At 46.4% G+C, this 18,341-nt stretch carries 17 protein-coding genes; 15 read left to right on the forward strand and 2 right to left on the reverse strand.

All coding sequences use genetic code 11. The annotated features are described in order from the left end of the window. The first annotated feature begins 154 nt into the window (after positions 1-154). From MMY95_RS06110 to MMY95_RS06135, 6 genes are all read left to right on the forward strand, one after another. A complete protein-coding gene (locus MMY95_RS06110) occupies positions 155-1,234 on the forward strand; it encodes a S66 peptidase family protein (RefSeq protein WP_015640382.1) in 1,080 nt (359 codons plus the stop codon). Positions 1,235-1,331: 97 nt separating this feature from the next. Beyond that, positions 1,332-1,820, forward strand: a complete 489-nt coding sequence (locus MMY95_RS06115; RefSeq protein WP_003645070.1) for a GNAT family N-acetyltransferase — start codon at positions 1,332-1,334, stop codon at positions 1,818-1,820. Between the two features lie 147 nt (positions 1,821-1,967). Further along, positions 1,968-3,311, forward strand: coding sequence for a GH25 family lysozyme (locus tag MMY95_RS06120; protein WP_003645069.1), 1,344 nt, complete (start codon positions 1,968-1,970; stop codon positions 3,309-3,311). A gap of 81 nt (positions 3,312-3,392) precedes the next feature. After that, complete coding sequence (locus tag MMY95_RS06125; RefSeq protein ID WP_015640385.1) at positions 3,393-4,451, forward strand: S66 peptidase family protein; 1,059 nt, start codon at positions 3,393-3,395, stop codon at positions 4,449-4,451. Between the two features lie 141 nt (positions 4,452-4,592). Further along, entirely contained in the window at positions 4,593-5,351 is a 759-nt protein-coding gene (locus MMY95_RS06130; protein ID WP_015380346.1) for a hypothetical protein, read from the forward strand. Beyond that, positions 5,351-6,028: an ATP-binding cassette domain-containing protein gene (locus tag MMY95_RS06135; protein ID WP_003640500.1), complete on the forward strand. Its 678-nt coding sequence runs from the start codon at positions 5,351-5,353 to the stop codon at positions 6,026-6,028. The genes MMY95_RS06130 and MMY95_RS06135 overlap by 1 nt, the downstream gene beginning before the upstream one ends. A 154-nt stretch (positions 6,029-6,182) precedes the next feature. Here the strand turns inward: MMY95_RS06135 and MMY95_RS06140 are convergent, their stop codons facing one another. Beyond that, positions 6,183-7,262: a hypothetical protein gene (locus MMY95_RS06140; RefSeq protein ID WP_003645066.1), complete on the reverse strand. Its 1,080-nt coding sequence runs from the start codon at positions 7,260-7,262 to the stop codon at positions 6,183-6,185. A 256-nt stretch (positions 7,263-7,518) separates the two neighbouring features. Here MMY95_RS06140 and MMY95_RS06145 point away from each other — a divergent pair, with 256 nt between their 5' ends. Both MMY95_RS06145 and MMY95_RS06150 read left to right on the forward strand, forming a co-directional pair. After that, a complete protein-coding gene (locus MMY95_RS06145) occupies positions 7,519-8,313 on the forward strand; it encodes an alpha/beta hydrolase (protein WP_003640503.1) in 795 nt (264 codons plus the stop codon). 157 nt (positions 8,314-8,470) lie between these two features. Continuing rightward, positions 8,471-9,577, forward strand: a complete 1,107-nt coding sequence (locus tag MMY95_RS06150) for an FAD-dependent oxidoreductase (RefSeq protein WP_003645064.1) — start codon at positions 8,471-8,473, stop codon at positions 9,575-9,577. On the opposite strand, the gene MMY95_RS06155 is transcribed toward MMY95_RS06150, so the two are convergent. Continuing rightward, entirely contained in the window at positions 9,574-9,960 is a 387-nt protein-coding gene (locus tag MMY95_RS06155) for a ribonuclease HI family protein (protein ID WP_104795709.1), read from the reverse strand. The genes MMY95_RS06150 and MMY95_RS06155 overlap by 4 nt on opposite strands. Positions 9,961-9,994: 34 nt before the next feature. On the opposite strand from MMY95_RS06155, the gene MMY95_RS06160 reads away from it, so the two are divergent. From MMY95_RS06160 to MMY95_RS06190, 7 genes are all read left to right on the forward strand, one after another. Next, positions 9,995-10,381: an EbsA family protein gene (locus tag MMY95_RS06160; RefSeq protein WP_003640506.1), complete on the forward strand. Its 387-nt coding sequence runs from the start codon at positions 9,995-9,997 to the stop codon at positions 10,379-10,381. Between the two features lie 93 nt (positions 10,382-10,474). After that, positions 10,475-12,130, forward strand: coding sequence for a formate--tetrahydrofolate ligase (locus MMY95_RS06165; protein WP_016527088.1), 1,656 nt, complete (start codon positions 10,475-10,477; stop codon positions 12,128-12,130). 332 nt (positions 12,131-12,462) lie between these two features. Beyond that, positions 12,463-12,912: a signal peptidase II gene (gene lspA / locus MMY95_RS06170; protein WP_003640508.1), complete on the forward strand. Its 450-nt coding sequence runs from the start codon at positions 12,463-12,465 to the stop codon at positions 12,910-12,912. Next, on the forward strand, positions 12,893-13,855 hold the full coding sequence (locus tag MMY95_RS06175) for an RluA family pseudouridine synthase (RefSeq protein ID WP_015640389.1): 963 nt from the start codon (positions 12,893-12,895) through the stop codon (positions 13,853-13,855). The genes lspA and MMY95_RS06175 overlap by 20 nt, the downstream gene beginning before the upstream one ends. A 158-nt stretch (positions 13,856-14,013) precedes the next feature. Next, entirely contained in the window at positions 14,014-14,538 is a 525-nt protein-coding gene (gene pyrR, locus MMY95_RS06180) for a bifunctional pyr operon transcriptional regulator/uracil phosphoribosyltransferase PyrR (protein ID WP_003644388.1), read from the forward strand. Positions 14,539-14,572: 34 nt separating this feature from the next. Further along, a complete protein-coding gene (locus MMY95_RS06185) occupies positions 14,573-15,655 on the forward strand; it encodes a carbamoyl phosphate synthase small subunit (protein WP_011101548.1) in 1,083 nt (360 codons plus the stop codon). After that, entirely contained in the window at positions 15,652-18,213 is a 2,562-nt protein-coding gene (locus tag MMY95_RS06190; RefSeq protein ID WP_003645061.1) for an ATP-grasp domain-containing protein, read from the forward strand. The genes MMY95_RS06185 and MMY95_RS06190 overlap by 4 nt, the downstream gene beginning before the upstream one ends. Positions 18,214-18,341: the final 128 nt, after the last annotated feature.

Consider the following 18,341-nt stretch of genomic DNA (forward strand, 5'->3'; position numbering starts at 1 on the left):
GGGCGACGGGTCACTGAGTCATGCAGAGCAGCGGACTCAGTGACCTATTTAGTCGTTGGTTACATTGAAAATGAATAAAAACCAAATAACAATTTAAAATATTATATAATGATGATAAAATTAATTTTAAATTAAATTAGGAAAGGGTGAGAATATGTTAAAACCAGCACCATTGCACGTTGGTGATCACGTGGCTGTCGTCAGTCTTTCGAGCGGCACGCTCGGAGAACTCACGCAGCAACATCAATTGAATCGGGGGCTAAAACGGATGCGCCAACTAGGGCTCGTCCCAGTCATGATGCCGAATGCTTTGAAAGGGCGACTGATTTTACAGCAACGCCCTGAATTAAGAGCCGCCGATTTGAAGACGGCTTTCTTAGACCCAAGTATCCGTGGAGTTGTGGCGGCAATTGGCGGTGATGATACGTATCGAACCGTGCCATTTTTGATGGCTGATGAGCAGTTTAAGACGGCGGTTCGGCGGTCGCCTAAACTGTTTACAGGCTTTTCAGATACGACGATCAATCATTTGATGTTTTATCAGCTTGGACTGCAAACTTTTTATGGCCCCAATTTCTTAAGCGACTTGGCCGAATTAGGGCCGACGATGTTGCCGTATACCACGAAGACTTGGCAGCGTTACTTTGAAAATCCTCAGCAGACAAGCATTATTAGCAGTCCTGTGTGGTATGACGAACGAACAAATTTCAGTGAATCGGCGCAGGGAACACGGCGCATGACCCACACCGAAATGCACCATTACGAAGTGTTACGTGGTCACGGGACAATCAGTGGGACGCTACTTGGTGGTTGTCTGGACAGCTTTTATGATTTATTGACCACGACCCGTTATCCAGACGAACGGCAAGTTGCGGAACAGTTCAGACTGATTCCATGTGCAGCCGAATGGCGCGGAAAAATTCTGTTTATCGAAACGAGTGACGAACAGCCGCAGCCAGATTTGTTCAAGCGGATGCTGCAACGAATGCGACAAGCTGAGATTTTGACAAACGTAGCCGCCGTGATTGTAGGTAAGCCGCAGAATGAGCATTATTATCAGGAATACCGCCAAATTTTGATCGATGAGACAGCCGATTTGAAATTGCCAATTCTGTACAATATTAATTTTGGTCACGCTTTTCCGCGAACGGCACTTCCATATGGGGCGCAAGTGTGTATCGATTTTGAGCAAGCTACGTTAAAAATTTTAGAACCTTGGTTTGTGGAAGCTTAAGTGGTTATTGTTAAATTGGTATCGGCAGACGATCAAAAAGGTATTCGTTGTTCATTGCAACGAGCAAAGAATAGTGCAATACGAGAGGAGTTGTCATATGCAATTACAAATTCGACGTTTTAAAACTACGGATGCGCCAGCAGCGGCGGCACTGATTGCGCGCACATTACTGACGAGTAATCAGGGTGACTATCCCAAAGCATACTTGGATCGGCTCATTACCCAGATGACACCGGCTTGGCTATGCCAAAAAGCTGCTGCGACGCACTTTTATGTCGGTTATTTTCAGCAGCAACTCGTTGCGACCGGGGCGATTGGGTCATACTGGGGGCGCCCAGGTGAGTACAGTCTGTTCACGATTTTTGTTGATCCGGAGGTTCAAGGCATGGGTGGTGGGCGTCAAATTCTGCATACCCTTGAACAGGATGTCTATTTCAGTCATGCCCACCGTGTAGAAATTCCAGCGTCCGTGACTGCGCACTTATTTTACCAACACTTCGGGTATCGACCTAAGCCTGGAGGAATCTACCCGGATGATGAAGGCCTATATCGATTAGAAAAGTTTCCACATGAATCATTTTACTAGTAAATCACACTTTCCTGCATTAGTTTATAATGTAAACAAATTGTAAAGCGACTGCAATCAGTTTGAGAACTTATCTGCACATTTTATCGGTAGGATAAGGTGTGCAGTAAACGTACATATCAAACTAATGATGGGAAGGCGAGTAATTTGGTCATGCAGAAAAAGTGGCGGTTGATACTGCTGCTCGTGGGTTGTTTTTTAGGTGGTACCGGAGTCGTTCAGGCACACGCGGCGGTGCCGGATATCTCAGAGTGGCAAGGTCAGTTAACGAGTACCGAGGTTCAAAGTTTGAAGAGTCAGGCTGATTTTGTCATCAACCGGGTGCAATATGGGAGCAGTTATGAGGATCTCTACCACACCTCTAATGAGAGTCTCTATGTGAAATATGGTGTTCCGTTCGGGTCCTATGACTATGCGACCTTTACGAGTACCGCGACTGCCAAAGCCGAGGCAGATAAGTTCTATCAACGCGCAAATAAGAACACGAAGTTCTACGTCTTGGATTTTGAAACGACTTCCATGAGTAGCACGGCGGCCAACGCGGCTGTCAAGGCTTGGTATACTGAGATGCGGTCGTTAACGAGCAAGAAGTTGATTTTTTATTCGTACCAGTCATTTGCAACCACATACGCCAACACGGCACGGCAAAGTTTTGATGCCCAGTGGATTGCAAATTACTCCTCGAAGCCGACGATTTCGTTCTCATTGTGGCAATATTCCAGTAGCTATTATTTATCTTCGCTAGGACAATATGTTGATAACAGTTTGTATGACAGTGCTTCCGTGACGACATACCACCCGTTAAGCTGGTGGACTTCCGGGACTTCGACATCATCGTCGACCAGTTCAACTAGCACGACGTATGCCTACAGCAGTTATACGAAAGGGCAACATGTGTACCTCAATAATGGGGCGTCGAGCTATTATGACGGCACAAAAGTGCCCAGTAGCGCTAAGAAAAAATACTACAAGGTCACAGCAACCAAGTCAGTCACTAAGAGTCGTTCCAAACAGCTGGTTTACTTAAGTGGTCTGAATAAATGGGTCTTATCACAGGACGTCACCGGCTATTGGGTCGGCCAACACGGATTATATCAACTTCGTGAAAAGAGCACTTTGTTCAAAGATGTTAATTTGACAACCTCGACGGGTAAAACCTTGAAAAAGGGTGGCATCTACAGTGGTAAATTGGTTAAAAGTGGGAATTTCTATCGAATTAAGGTGAGTGGTGGTTATATCACGGCGAAGGTCTCCAAATCTGATCATTGGTACTATGAATCAGTACCTTCCAGTGGCTGGATCAAGGCTAAAGTGGGACTCTACACCTATAAATCTTCAAACTTTGTTAAGTCTAATCGACACGCTTACCACGCCGCTGGTGATCGAATTAAAGTAACGAAGGTTTACTCACGGTCGGGTGGCTCACGCTATTATTTAACGAATAAAGGGAATTACGTTTCAGCCAACCGCTCAAACGTGGTCACACAATAAGTCAATTAAGTCGCTCAAAACGAGCATAGCCAGTTGATTACTAAACGACTTTCAGCAAGTTATTAGCTGAAAGTCGTTTTTTTGAGGAAATACGTCGATTGGAAGTACGTTAAGATTAAAAAGTGCTACACTTATTTTAATTATATTTTAATCTTGTGGGGTGGGAATACAATGAAAATTGGGACATTTTCTGCATCAACGCCGATTACGGCATTATCGCCAAACCGTTATGCTCGCGCACGACGGTTCTTGGCAACCCAAGGAGTGACCTTAGTTGCCGGTAATTTGACGGGACGACGGGATAGTTACCGTGCTGGTTCCATCAAAGAACGGGCGGCCGAAATCAACGCGTTAATTCATGATGATTCGCTGGACATCTTGATGGCAACGATTGGTGGGACAAACGCAAATTCGGTTCTAGCAATGCTCGATTACGAGTATCTCAATCAGCATCCCAAAACAATTGTTGGTTACTCCGATGCGACGGCCGTGTTATTGGCGGTGCAAACGCACGCGCCTAACTGTCGTGTGATTTACGGACCGGCCTTAGTAGCCTCACTTGGCGCCTTAGAGTCAGAGATCGTGACAACTACTTGGCAAAATTTTCTGACAGTCTACCGCGCAGCACCGGGGCAGGCCGTAACCGAACCGGCACCGGCACAGTGGACGGATGAAGCGATCAATTGGGAGACCTTTGAACATCCGAAACACATGCACGCAAATACTTGGCATTATACGGCGACCCCCGTTTTGGCTGGCCGTTTGATCGGTGGGAACTTGAACACCATGTACGGCTTCTTTAACTCACCTTATTTTCCAAAATTAACTGGTAACGAGCTTTTATTTATTGAAGATGCCGAGAAAACTGCAGCAACGCTGGAAAAAAATTTCGTAATGTTAGCGTTGGCTGGTGTTTTTGATCAAATCTCTGGCATTATTTTGGGAAAACACGCGTTGTACGATGATCAAGGCAGCGGGCGGTTGCCAATCGATATCTTACAGGAGGTGCTGGGGGATCGCCAATTACCAATTATTTACGACTACGATAGCTGCCATACAGTCCCCATGCTCAGTACGCCATTGGGGGCGGATGTCCGGATTGATGCGCAGGCTCGAACGGTGACGTTTAGTCATTTTTAGACTACCTTTTGCAATTAAAGACGTTTAGCAAGCTCAAAAACTTTGTAAATTGGCCATACTTACATGCCTGGTATAAGAATACTTGCTTTTTGATAAATGATAAACATATAATAAAACAATTAGATTAACAAAAGGGGTGTGATGGTGATGCACAAATATAGCGTTCAAGTGGGGGTCTACACGCAGTATTTTTTTAAGGTCATTCGGGATACTCCCGGGGTGTTAATTTACACGATCTGTTTGCCACTTGTCTTTTTAATCATGAATGTCAGTAGCGCTTTCTTTAAACCTTTATCGCTGACAACTTATACGGCTCAAGTCGTGCCCTACATTGGTTGGATGATTTTTTCCAATTGTCTAACGACTGCCAGCAATGTAGCCATTCTTCGCGAGCAGGGTTATCTCAAACAATATCGAACCTTGGTGGTTAGCCCTGCAGTTTTTCTTGTCAGTCAAGCGCTGGTCAGCTTGGGTATAATTTTGATGACTTTATTGTTGGTGGCCCTGTTGAGCGCGATTACTTTCAAGTTGGCCTTTTTATCGTTGCTAGGTCGCTTATGGTTGACTGTGTTGCTTACGTATCTACCAGTCACTTGTTTTGGCTTACCCTTGATTGCCTTGGCACTCCGACGTAAAACTGTCGATATGATTGGAAATGCACTGGCGCTGATCGTCGTCGTAGGTACCTTTATGTTGAGTAACATGCTGGCAGTGTCTGCCAATAACCCATTACTCAACCTGGTTAGTCCCATTTACTTAGTTACCAATGTTTTTGCGATGATCAGCGTGGGCCCCGTCAGCCACTTTATGACGACTTATCTTCTGAGTCTGATTGTATTATTGGTTATCGGCGGATTTAGCTATCGGCACATTAAGATTCTGCCAACGGAGGGCTTATAATGATGCGTGTTGAGCACTTAGCATATTACTTTTCAAGAAATGGGCAACCGTTCTTCAAGGACGTGAGTTTTCAATTAAAAAGTCCCGGTGTCAATTTTTTGATTGGTCAAAATGGAGCTGGAAAAACGACGCTGGCTGATATCATCACTGGTTTGCGGCCGGCACAAGGTGAATTAGACCTACCTAAAGCAGCCATTTATTTGAACCAACAACTCCCGTTACTGTCTTCAATTCGTGTGCGGGACGTTGCCCAACTGGTTTTGGGCATCGAGCACGGACGACTACGATTGACAACTGAACAGCTCCAACAACTTATTGATACCCAAGCTTATCAATTCTTGGCCCCGTTGTGGGATCAGCATTATGGTCAGCTTTCTGGGGGCCAACGCAAATTAGTTCAGTTATTGCTGTTCTTACAAGTTGATCGCGAATTGATTGTTTTGGATGAACCAACAGCAGCGGTCGATCGGGAAAACGTGCAGTTGTTGTTTCAGGTCATGCAAGCCCATCCTGAGCGAACCTACTTGATGATTACACATGACGTTCGCGACCTTCATGCTTTTACAGATTACCAAGTGCTGTGGCTCAATGATCGGCAGGTGACGACACTGTCCAAGCGAACGTTTGAAGCTGCGAGCGCGCAAGCTGACTTTGTTGCGCTCTTCAAAACGCAGTAATATAACAGTAATGGCTCTTGCGCCGCAATGGCGACACTTATTTTGAGTCCTTTGGCGCTCAAGTTGGCCTCGCTGGCAAGTCTCATAAAATGACACTAAAAAACGGTACTCAGATTAGTTTGAGTACCGTTTTGCGTATTATTGGTGAGCGTACCTAGCCAAAGTAATAAATATAACCGATGATCAATGCCCAGATAACGATCCATAAAATACTGAATGCCAACTTGAAGTAATACAAATGAAAACGAAAACGACGGAAGCGGTCGCTACCGGCCAATTTGAACGTCAAGGTCTTGTTATCTAATAATTGCAAGTAATCATAGAAACGGGGAAGCCACACACCGCCCGTTGTTAACACGATTAACAATCCGATGATGGCAAACGCCGCTGCGGGGTAAACGATACTGGTATCGACCGTAAAGGCCGGTGCAAGAATGTTGGCATATAACAACCATAAAGCATACAACCCCAACGCGTAACCAATAATCCGAACAACATTAACGATAATTAGCCGTGACTTTAAGTCCGGTTGTTGTTGCATGAGTGCCTGATTCGCATGATAATGCTGGGTGCCAAAGCGCCCGCTGACCGGAATCAAGTATCGGTTTTGATGTAAGTATGGCAGTTGTGCTAACAGCGTGATCAATGCCACAACTGGTACGGCGATTGCCACCACCATTAGTAGGTACTCAATAGTGACCATGGGAACGGTGCTGACCCGGTAGGCCCAACTAATCCAACCAATCAGGATGAAGACGTCTAATGCCAAAACCAACCAAATCTGAAAGCGACGATAGTGTTCGAACGTGGCGGTATCGGCTAGCTGCCAATGATGGTCTTGAGTTGAGTGACCAATCAAGTAATCATAACTTTGCGTCGGCCACACTAAGGCAGGAATCATTAGCAAGATGATGCCAACGATCATTAAGGCGATGCTTGTGACAACACTCCGAATCGGAAAAATCAACAGGGTTAATTTTGCGCTGACCAAGTAGCAACTGACTAGTAAACTGATAACACCGAGCCACCAGCAAGCTGCCATTCCATAATATAACCATTTCAATCGTGGTGCTTGATCGGTCACGTGTTGCCGCACTTGATGTTGCAATTGGAGCTGTGCGCGCGGCGCCAGGTTTTTAGCTGGCTGGATGACCGGATGCTGAAGATTGTGGTATTCCAACCAACCCATGAGCCCTAACAATAAAACTAAAAGAATCCAAACAATAACTAACATGGCAAAAGTCCTTTAAAACAATATAGTCGTGCATATTAATAAGTGTAAAACGAAAATATGGTCAAAATGTGACGATTATTTAAATCTTGTAACTTTTTTAATGGTCAGTTGATTTAACGAAGCGGTTAAAAACCATTTTCTACTGATCAGTTGTGGACTAGACTATGCATGACTGATTGTAAAGCTGTGTTTTATCTGTAATAAAAAAGCATTTGGAACTACTTACGATGTCTGTCATTGTGGGAGGCAAGTAATCATGAATCAATTAATGACGGAATTGGGACAAGTGTACTATCAGTACCGACCGGCGGGACCACAACAGCCGACGTTGATGTGCTTACCGGCGTTTGGCTGGGACGCCACTGATTATAATTTTAAGCATTTAATGGCACGATTGCCAAGTCAGGTGGGATTACTTGCCATCGACACGATTGGCGTGGGCCGTAGCATTCATAGTCAAATGGTGCGCACTGTCCCGCATATTTTAGCCAATCTTGAGGATGTGGTTCACCATGAACACGTGAGCAACTTATTATTGGTGGGCCACAGTTTAGGCGCTAGTTACGCATTCTTATATGCCCAGCAGCACTTAGATAATGTTTGTGGCTTAGTTTTGCTTGAACCACCCTATGCCGCGATGGCACCACAACTTCTTGCAAACGTCCAATCTTTTATTGAAAACTATCCGCAACTAGTACAACAGCGACAAACTTTGACACTTCAGCAACTCTTAGCAGAAGTTAATCCTTTAAACCTACTGGCAGAACGTGTCGCCAATGCCCGTATTGATTTAGCAGCTTACGCGAACCCGAGTATTCTGACTGAAGCGCAATGCTTACCACAATTAGTAACGACGCTTCGAACCGCTGAAAAGCGGGTACTGACGCTGCCAATCCAAGTTTTAGTCACTGACCAACGCTTGACGGCGTACCAACAATCACCGTGGTGCCAGCTTGGTCACCTAGTTCATGCACCAGGTCAGCATTATTTACACTGGACGAACGAAAATTTTGTCCGGCAACAACTATTGATTGCTCTGTCCCAGTCATAGGGGGCAAAGAGCCAGTCCACGGTATTAAATTAATCGCTGCAAAGCTAGTACCAGCAACATCTACCAATGGTCTGACTTTAATCCAACTGAATCAGCGACCCGCAACAAATTCGAGTATGCTAAAATGAAAGCAGATTGGTTGTGGAGGCGTTGGAAAATGCAAAAACAAGTAACGATTATTGGTAGTGGCATTGTTGGGGCGGTCACGGCGTACTATTTAAGCCAGAACCCTGACCTGAACGTCACGATTTATGATGAAGGTATTGGTCAAGCGACTAAGAATTCAGCAGGGATTATTTCACCTTGGTTATCCAAACGTCGTAATCAGCGTTGGTATCAACTCGCTAAGGCCGGGGCTGCTTTGTATCCGGAAATTGTTGCGGACACGCAAATGGGCTATTCTGTTTATCAACAAGCAGGAACGATTGTGACTCGTGCCGATCCAGATGATCTGCAGGCGCTATACGATTTAGCTCTAAAGCGCCGGCAAGCGGCACCCCAGATGGGAACGATTGAGAAATTAACTGCTGAAGAAGTCCAAGAACGGATCCCACTGCTAACGGCGCCCCAACCCGGTGTGTTTGTGAGTGGTGGTGCGCGGGTCGATGGCGATAAGTTTGCACATAATTTACTGAAATACGCTGAAAAGCGAAACCTGGTCCGTCATAAAGGTAAGGTACGTTTAGGTGACCAGGGCCAACTATTGACGGTTAATGGTCAGCAAAGCTATGACACGTTGATTTTAGCAGTCGGGGCGTGGCTAAAGCCGTTATTGTTGCCAATGAAGATTGTTGCGGATGTTCGGCCACAAAAAGGGCAGTTGATTGAAATGCAGCTACCTGAGACTTGGGCTGACGATGTTCCAGTGCTCATGCCTGAAGGTGAACGAGACTTTATTCCCTTTACGCGCAGCAAATTGGTCGTTGGGGCGACGCACGAAAATGATCAGGGCTACGATTTGCAGGTTTCAAGTCTGGTTGAAGATGATCTCTTTGCTAGCGGGCTCAAACTTGATGCCAACCTGACTAAGGATCAAATTACGCAGGTAAAAGTGGGTACGCGTGCCTACACGCGTGACTTTGCGCCGTTCTTCGGTCCAATTCCGGATAACCCACATATTTTGGTAGCTAGCGGGTTAGGTTCATCTGGTTTAACAACAGGACCCATGATTGGTAAGCTGTTAGCCGATTATGTTCAAACTGGTGCTCATGACTGGGACCAGTATCAACGATCAATTGAAACTTATTTGGCCCCGGCTGATTAGTCACTAAGATGTAAGCCTTGTTGTGCTAATTGATGGGCGCCATGGTTATCACTTTCGGCAACCCACTGGGTGATTACTAATTGGCACTGGTCTTGCAGGTGCAGCAAAGTCGCCAGCTCGACACTGAAAGTTTTGCTGTAACCCTTGGCGACACTTTCGGCGACGATTTGACTATCCGTATAGAAAAAGACGCTGACTTGCGGACCATAAGAATCTAATAAAGTTTTAAAGCCAGCAATGGCGGCAAGAAATTCTGCGGTATGATTATCACTGTCTGGCAAGACCTGTTTGAATTGGTGTTGTTGGCCCTGATCAATAATTAAGATTCCCGCGGCACTGCGCTGATTATCGGGTGTGGTCGCGGCATCCGTATATAATTGCATCAAACTCACTCCAATGTGAAAGGAATTTTGTACTGTGAATAACGATAAGCATACCTTTAAATACCAACCAATGCTAGCGTCAAGTGTTATCGTCTGGTCGTGGACGGCACTAGTATTGATGGCGGGGATTATTTTGTGGCTAGAAATCTTGAAGTTTAAGTGGTGGTTACTCGTCATTGCGGCGCTCTTTATTGCCTTGGTCGCGATTCAAATCAGCTTGCGGCGCGTAACAATCAATCATAACCTCATTATTTTTAGCACGGTCTTGAACCATTCTTGGCTTGTGATTCCCCGTGATCAACTCGAATTGATCGTCCCGATACGCGGTGGGTTGAAAGTTCAAATCGATGGTAATCAATATCGGTTTTTGATGTTGAAAAAGGCGCGCAATCAGTTGATTGGCCTAGCAACCAGTCGATAGATACGAATAAAAACAATAAATATACAAATAATGTTCATAATTTCAGGAAGATTGTTATAATGGAGTAAGTAAAAACAGAAGGGCGGAGAATTGATGAAGGATATTGAAATTGCACAGCAAGTGATACCAGAACCGATTACGGCGATTGCGGCTAAAGCGGGCTTGACGGTTGACCAGATCGACCAATATGGGAGCACGAAGGCTAAACTTAAATTACCGTTACCAGTTAAGAAAACTCAACGCAACCTTATTTTAGTAACGTCGATTAACCCGACGCCTGCTGGTGAAGGAAAGTCAACCGTGACTATTGGGTTAGGTGACGCGTTGACTAAGATTGGTAAGTCAACGATGATTGCATTGCGGGAACCTTCATTAGGACCAGTTATGGGGATGAAGGGTGGCGCCACTGGTGGCGGGTACTCACAAGTGATTCCAATGGAAGATATCAATTTGCACTTCACCGGTGATATGCATGCCCTGACGGCTGCGAACAACACGCTCGCGGCCTTAATTGACAACCATATTCAACAAGGTAACCAGTTGGGTATCGATCAGCGTCGAATTCAATGGAAGCGCGCGTTGGATATTAATGATCGGGCGCTCCGGCATACGGTGATTGGCCTTGGTGGTGCAACGTCGGGTGTACCTCGTGAAGATGGGTTTGACATTACCGTCGCGAGTGAACTGATGGCCATTCTCTGTCTTTCAGAAAATATCGCGGACTTGAAACAACGTGTTAATCGAATTGTAATTGGCTACACACATGACCGTCAACCAGTGACAGTTGCTGATTTGAACGTCGGTGGCGCGATCACGTTACTTTTGAAAGACGCGTTACGTCCAAATTTAGTTCAAACCCTGGCGCATACCCCGGCACTCGTTCATGGTGGTCCGTTCGCCAATATCGCGCATGGTTGTAACAGTGTACTTGCCACGCAAGCCGGATTGAATCTAGCCGACTATACGGTAACCGAGGCGGGCTTCGGTGCTGATTTGGGTGGTCAGAAATTCATGGATATTAACGTGCCAGCGGTCGGACAAGCGCCCAATGCCGTGGTAATCGTGGCGACGATTCGGGCTTTAAAGTTACATGGTGGCGTGGCTTTGCAAGATTTGGCAACCGAAAATGTGGCGGCCTTGAAAGCCGGTGCGGCTAATTTAGGACATCATATCCATGCCATGCAACGTTATGGGGTGCCAGTCGTGGTGGCCATCAACGAATTTACGGCCGATACTGACGCCGAAATCCAAGCCGTCAAAGACTATTGTGCCGACCTTGGAGTCGATGCAGTCTTGGCTGATGTCTGGGGTCGTGGGGGTGACGGGGCAACCGACTTAGCTGCCGCAGTGGTTGATTTATGTGCTCAGCCAAGTCATTTTCAACCGTTATCACCAGCGGATGCGGATCTTAAGACGAAAATCAACGATATTGTCACTAAGACGTATGGTGGAGCCAATGTCGAATATTCAGCGAAAGCTCAGCGCCAATTGAGAACGTTTGCTAAGCAAGGGTGGGATCATTTGCCAGTCTGCATGGCGAAGACGCAATACTCATTGAGCGATGATCCCAAACGTCTCGGAGCACCAACCGGATTTACAATTAATGTTCGTGAATTTGTGCCGAAGTTAGGTGCGGGTTTCATTGTCGCTTTGACCGGGAATGTGTTGACGATGCCGGGACTGCCAAAACATCCGGCCGCACTCGATATGGACATTAGTGATGATGGAAAAATCTCAGGTTTGTTCTAAAGCTTGACCGATAAGTCGATGCTAGTGGGGGTCGGCTTTTTATTTGCGTTGTTTTTGGAAGACTGCGACAGCGAATCAATCACACACGTTTAATTTGTGAGCTACCGATGATGACTAACTCGCTTAGCAGCTGAGCGGTGCAACCAATCATCAGGCTCGTTGCTTCAACTGGGGGATGGTTAACCAGGTGCCGATGCTTTTGGGAGGATACTCGAAAGGTGCTTAGTTATTAAGTCTGCAATAAAAACCGCGCTTTTCCTGCCGGAGTTTCGTACAAGGACGACGTCTTTTGGTATAATTAAACACAGCTTAGCGAAATGTGAGGACAGAATATGTGGATCTATTTAATTTTAATGGTAGCGCTGGTCATTATTGACCAAGTTATCAAAGCAGCGATTGTGAGTCATATTGCGTTGGGTGCCAGTACGAGTATTGTTACCGGGTTATTATCACTCACAAATTTACATAATAACGGGGCTGCTTGGAGTATCTTAGAAGGCAAGATGTGGTTCTTCTACTTGATTTCAGTGATTGCCTTGATCGTGATGGGCTACTTGCTGTGGCGCTTACGTGGCAAATGGCTATATGAGGTTGGTATTTCACTGATGATTGCGGGAACTTTGGGGAATTTCATTGACCGGTTACGTATTGGGTACGTCGTCGATATGTTCCAACTTGATTTTATTAATTTTCCAATTTTTAATTTTGCGGATTCATGTTTAACCGTGGGCGTCATTTTTATCTTGATCGGCGTGCTGCGGGATGATAGTTTTGAAAAATAAGTTACAGGGAGCTGATAACGTGGCAGGAGCGACCACGGAACAACAATTCACGATTACTGACCAAACAGGGCGCTTGGATAAAGTGTTAGCGGCACTACAGTCGGTCTGGACGCGGTCGCAAGTTGATAAGCTGATCAAAACGGATCAGGTGACGGTCAATGGTCAGCTCGAGGCGAGCAAGTATCACGTCAAACCAGGTGACGAAATTGTCGTTGCCGCACAGACGGTTCAACAAACAACGATTGAGCCAGAAAACATTCCATTAGACATTGTTTATGAAGACGATGACGTCTTGGTTGTCAATAAACCTCAGGGGATGGTCGTGCATCCAGCCCCTGGGCACCCTAACCATACCTTGGTGAATGCCTTGCTGTATCATAGTCCGTTGTCGACGATCAACGGTGAATTTCGGCCAGGGATCGTTCATCGCATCGATAAAGATACATCCGGATTATTGATGGTCGCAAAAAATGACCGGGCTCACCAATCGTTGGCGGCCCAGCTGAAGGCGAAAACTAACTTACGAGAATACGTCGCACTCGTTCACGGAGTGATTAAAGAGGATACGGGGACAATTAATGCGCCACTTGGTCGGTCACCGAAGGATCGCAAAAAGCAAGCCATCGTTAAGACCGGGCGACCAGCAGTCACCCATTTTAAAGTACTGAAACGTTATCAGCACTATACTTTGATTAGTTGCCGGCTGGAGACTGGCCGTACGCATCAAATCCGCGTTCATTTACAATCTATTGGACATCCGCTGGTGGGCGATCCCCTGTACGGCCCCAAAAAGACGATTAAGGGGCACGGTCAATTTTTACACGCCAAATTATTGGGATTCAAGCACCCCGTAACGGGTGACTTATTGACCTTTGAAGCACCACTACCACCAATCTTTACGACAACCTTGGCTAAGCTTGACAAAACCGATGGGAATCATTAATCTAACAGTAATGAGCGTCCTTTAATCCGGCCCTGCGAGACTGAAAGGCAAACTGTTAACAATAACTTTTCGTCGACGGCCGTGACACCTTGTCCGGCCGTCTTTCTTTGTCGTACGGGTTGCTCAAAAAAGCGATAACCACAAATTGGGAGGCAATTATGCAAAAAGAAGTTGTTGATTCAATGGCGATGAAACGGGCATTGACCCGGATAACCTATGAAATTATCGAACAGAACAAAGGCATTAAAAATGTCGTCTTAGTGGGCGTTAAAACCCGCGGCGTCTATATTGCGCAGCGGATTGCAGCCCAATTACAACAGCTTGAAGGTACTGCGATTCCAGTTGGCGAGTTAGACATCACGGCATTTCGTGATGATCAGCCGCTGGATCAAGCACGGCTTTCAACGGACTATCAGTTAACGTTTTCGGTGGCGGATAAGCGGGTCATTTTAGTCGATGATGTTCTATTTACCGGCCGAACAATTCGCGCGGCTTTAGACGCATTAATGGGTGGCGGTCGGCCCCAGAGCATTGCCTTGGCGGTGCTAGTCGATCGTGGTCACCGCGAATTGCCGATTCGCGCTGATTTTATTGGTCGCAACATTCCCACCGCGCGTCAAGAACGCATCAAAGTGACGGTCAATGAAATCGACGGTCACGATGGTATTGAAATTATTAACTAGTACGACAAAGTCAAACAGATGAGAAGGGATCGCAATGGCAGACCGCTATTTGATTCTTGAAGATGGCAGCGCCTATTTAGGTGAAGGCTTTGGCTCGCCAGCGGTTTCTACCGGAGAAATCGTCGTCAACACGAGTATGACGGGCTATCAAGAAATTATTACTAATCAAATTTATCATAACCAAATCGTTGCTTTTACGCAGCCAACCATTGGGAGCTATGGGATCAACCACGATAGCTACGAATCAATTTTACCGACCGTTAAGGGGGTCGTTGTTCGGGATGTCGCTAGCATTTCGACCAACCGGCAGCGGCGCTGGTCACTGGATCAATATTTAAAGCAACAAAATATTCCTGGCATCAGCCATATTGATACACGGCACTTAGCGAAGCAACTCCGAGCAAGTGGCCCGATGAAAGCCAGTATCGTAGACGTTGCAGATGCCCATGCCTTTGATCAATTGGGTGCGACCGTGCTGACTAATCAACAGGTGGCAGCGGTCGCAACACCGAAACCATTTCCTAATCCGGGGACGGGGCTCAATGTCGTGGTCATCGACTTTGGCCTCAAACACGGGATTTTGCGCGAACTTAGTAAGCGTGCTTGTAACGTCACGGTCTTACCTTATACGGCAACGACTGAGGAAATTTTAAACTTAGATCCAGACGGCGTCATTCTATCGACTGGGCCCGGCAAACCGCAGGACTTACCAGTCAGTGTGACTGAGATGATCAAGAACATTCAAAATCGGGTGCCACTGTTTGCCATCGGACTGGGCCACGAACTATTTGCGATGGCCAATGGCGCTCAAATTATGAAATTATCACCTGAACATCATGGGGCTAACCACCCAATCCGCGAAGTGATTACGAACCAAATTATTTATGCAGCTCAGGGCCAGGGGTTCGCGGTAGATGCGGATACTGTTGATCGTAATAAGTTAATCACGACATTTGTTGACTTGATCGATGGGACGATTCAAGGACTGCGTCTACGGGACTTTCCAGCGTTTTCAGTGCAATTTTTCCCAGATGGCGCTCCTGGTCCGACTGAAACGCGCGATATTTTTGATGAATTTGTTGAGTCGATGCAACAAGCAAGGGGGCCAATCTGGTGAACAATCAAGCCTTACAAAAAGTGTTGATTATCGGCGCTGGGCATAATGACATTGGCCGAGAGGGACAACACGACGCGGCGGTGACCCAAATCGGTGCGGCAATTCGGCGTCTGGGCATTGCTGTTGTCCTCGTCGATAACAATGCTTACTCCGTGGCGGCTGAAAATCGGTTTGCTGACAAGGTTTATTTGGAACCACTGACTGTCGCCGCACTATCCAAAATTATTGAAACTGAACAGCCTGATGGCCTCATTCCTTCACTTGGTGGCGTCCAAACAGTCACCCTAATTCAAGGGTTGATTCGCAACAATGTGTTAAAAAATAATCACGTGAAGTTGCTACAGTGGGATCAAGACGTGGTCGACATGATCGTCAACCCAGCGCTGATGAGCAACCGGTTGAAAGATATGGGTGAACCCGTGATTGCCTCACAAGTTGTGGCTAGCACGACTGAGGCGATGGCCGTGGTGCGCCACGTCGGTTTTCCAGTGATCGTCAAGTCTGTCGCACCCCGAATCGAAGCGAGTCGCCAACTATGTGAAGATGAAGACGAACTGCAGCGGGCACTAGCAATGGGATTCAAAGTTTCAGGGACCAAACAATGTATTGTCGAACAGAGTATCGTCGGCTATAAAGAACTCGAATTTGTAGCCGTCCGTGATCAGAAGGACACCGCGCTACTAGTCAGTGGGATGGAAAATTTTGATCCAGTTGGGATTCACTCCGCTGATTCAATCGTTTTTGCCCCAACGCAAACGATTACGGATCAAGAATACCAACAGTTTCGCTCAGCGACACTCAAGATCATGCGCAAGTTACACTTGACCGGCTCTTGTCACGTTCAATTTGCACTTGATCCGACCACGCAAAACTATTACGTGATTAAAGTGACACCGTACTTTGATCGGACGATGGCGTTAGCCGCGCGGGCAACCGAGTATCCGTTAGCACAAGTTGTTGGTAATCTAATGGTCGGGATAAGTTTGGCAGAGGTCAAACTGCCCGGAGCCTACCGTAAACAAACAGCTTTAATTGAACCCGTTTTAGATCATATTGTTTGCCGGATACCAGTTTGGCCGTTTAATGTGTTGAAGAAAGTTAGTCATCAACTAGACACCGTGACGGAATCGACAGGCTCAGTGATCGGTATTGGTCGTTCAACGGAAGAAGCCTTGTTGAAGGGGTTGCGGTCTACGGACGAATCTCGCTATCACGTGATTGCTAATCGACCCCAGAACTATTCGGAGGGTGAACTGATCCAACGGTTGATTCATCCGCAAGCTGGGCGCATGCTGATTTTACTTGAAGCCCTGAATCGTGGTTATCAAATCGATGAATTAGCCGAGCTAACCAAGATTGATGCTTTTTACTTTTATAAACTGAGTCATATTTTAGAAATTGAACGAGCCTTGCGTGAACGGCCGTTTGACGTCCACGCGCTGGGCCGAGCCAAATATTTTGGCTTTACCGATGAAGATGCGGCCGCTGCCTGGCAAACGGATGTGGCTAAGGTTCGCAACTTTGCGTTGGAAAATGAAATTCAACCGACTTTTAAGGAGGTCGAACCGACTGCCGGGGAATTTACTGAGCAGACGAGTACTTATTACTCCACGTACGAATTTGATAACGAAAGTCAACCGTCTACTGGTCGGCGAGTCGTTGTCATTGGCACGGGTGCTAACCGGATCGGAACCAACCATGGGAACGACTATTTGGTCTCACAACTGTTGTTCTACTTGAAAAAGGCTGATTATGAGCCTGTTTTGATCAACGCTAATCCTAATAGTGTGGCGATGACTCCGCGATTGGCCAAAAAACGTTACGTTGAACCTAAACAGTATTCGGATATTTTAAACGTCTTAGCGATTGAAAAGCCGTTGATCGTTTTTACCACCTATCATGATTATCGGCTGGGCCAGAAGTTAGTACAGGATGGCTACCAAGTGATCCAAATCAACAATAGCTTGCCGCGCGAGCAGATCAGGACCAACGATTCGCCCGCCGTCGAGGTGATTACGGACGGCACCGATGTGACAATTTTTGGGGTAAGTGAAATTATTGCGGGAAATAATTTGCGTGGCAATGTCCGTGGTGCGGTCCAAGTATTTCCGATTCGTGATAAGGCGGAAAATCAGGCAATTACAGCTTTACACGCTGAAATCAAGCAACGAGTGCTCGCCATGGGTGCGCCCGGGCTCTATACAGTTCGGTTAGCAATTGCTGATACGGCTTTGCAACTTGCTACGATTGAACCGATGAGCATTGCTACGATGGCGTTAATCAGTAAGGCCAGTGGGTCGAGCGTGACCCGCTTATTACTTCACGTAAAATTAGGCGAAGCACTGACTAAGGTGATGTACGACTATCCGGATGTTAACCGGCTAAAGCCAGTCTATGTTCAGGCGAATACATTTCCCTACAATCATTTACAAATTTATGATGAAGTGGAAGCCACCGGTGAACCGGGCCATGCTACCGGCACGGTGATTGCACATGGCGACACGTTAAAGGCGGCGTTGACAGCGTTGAATCAGGGAAATGAAGATACGGATTTTTAGTCTGAGCTTTTGATCAATATCGCTATTTAAAGCACAGCCAGACTAAAATCTGGTTGTGCTTTTTTGCGCGTTCGTAGGCAAAAGTAGGCTCTAACTGGCCAATGTATAGGACGCTTTAAATAGCGCTT

Source organism: Lactiplantibacillus sp. ME-2 (assembly GCF_022549155.1).
Classification (GTDB): Bacteria; Bacillota; Bacilli; order Lactobacillales; family Lactobacillaceae; genus Lactiplantibacillus; species Lactiplantibacillus plantarum.